This is a genomic window from Halococcus thailandensis JCM 13552 (genome assembly GCF_000336715.1).
GTDB classification, from domain to species: Archaea; Halobacteriota; Halobacteria; order Halobacteriales; family Halococcaceae; genus Halococcus; species Halococcus thailandensis.
Genome location: NZ_AOMF01000197.1, coordinates 1 through 596, shown reverse-complemented (window position 1 = coordinate 596; position 596 = coordinate 1). Strand labels below are relative to the sequence as shown.

Sequence of the window (596 nt, the reverse complement as noted above, 5' to 3'; positions counted from 1 at the left end):
TCACCCGCTCAACCAAAACAACCATGAGCTGTGACCTCACAGTCGAGGCTACCAGAGGCAAAGTCTAGAGGACTTTGCGACGCGACCCAACTTTTGCTCCACGGAATGGATTCCACTTGTCGGACGCACCCCCCTTCATCGAACGGATCTCACTTGCCGGACGCACCCCCCCCTCTCCCCCTTTCTCAACTCTCATTCCTCAGAACAGACCTCCACTTGCCGGACACCCCCCTACCCCACCGAATTCAATCATCAGATCCCAGAACTTCCCGTACCTCGTCACGGATGAGCGCTCGTAGTTCCGCTTCCGACCGCCGTTTATCATTTCTTAACGCTGCCAACTCGGTATCGATCGCGGCCAGTCGTTCGGTGAGATAGTCGAGCGTCTCCGGATCAATGGCATCCGAATCGGCGTCGTCGCCCGTCGGCTCGGTCTCGGTCACCGTTTGGCCGGAGTCGTCCACAGCGGCGGCTTGGGATGAAGCCGGCGTGGGGGACCCATCGTCACCCACTCGTTATCGCTTAAGGATTCGTCCGGATCAGCAGGCGCTACTGTCTCCCGCGTCAGCCGGAACTCATGGATCGATGGCTCCATA

The 596-nt window shown here is 58.9% G+C and carries 1 protein-coding gene; it reads right to left on the bottom strand.

Going from position 1 to position 596, the window contains the following annotated elements; translation table 11 throughout:
- Positions 1–245: 245 nt before the first annotated feature.
- Positions 246–443 (bottom strand): hypothetical protein, encoded by a 198-nt coding sequence (locus tag C451_RS20175; RefSeq protein ID WP_206536706.1) that lies wholly within the window; start codon positions 441–443, stop codon positions 246–248.
- Positions 444–596 lie beyond the last annotated feature (153 nt).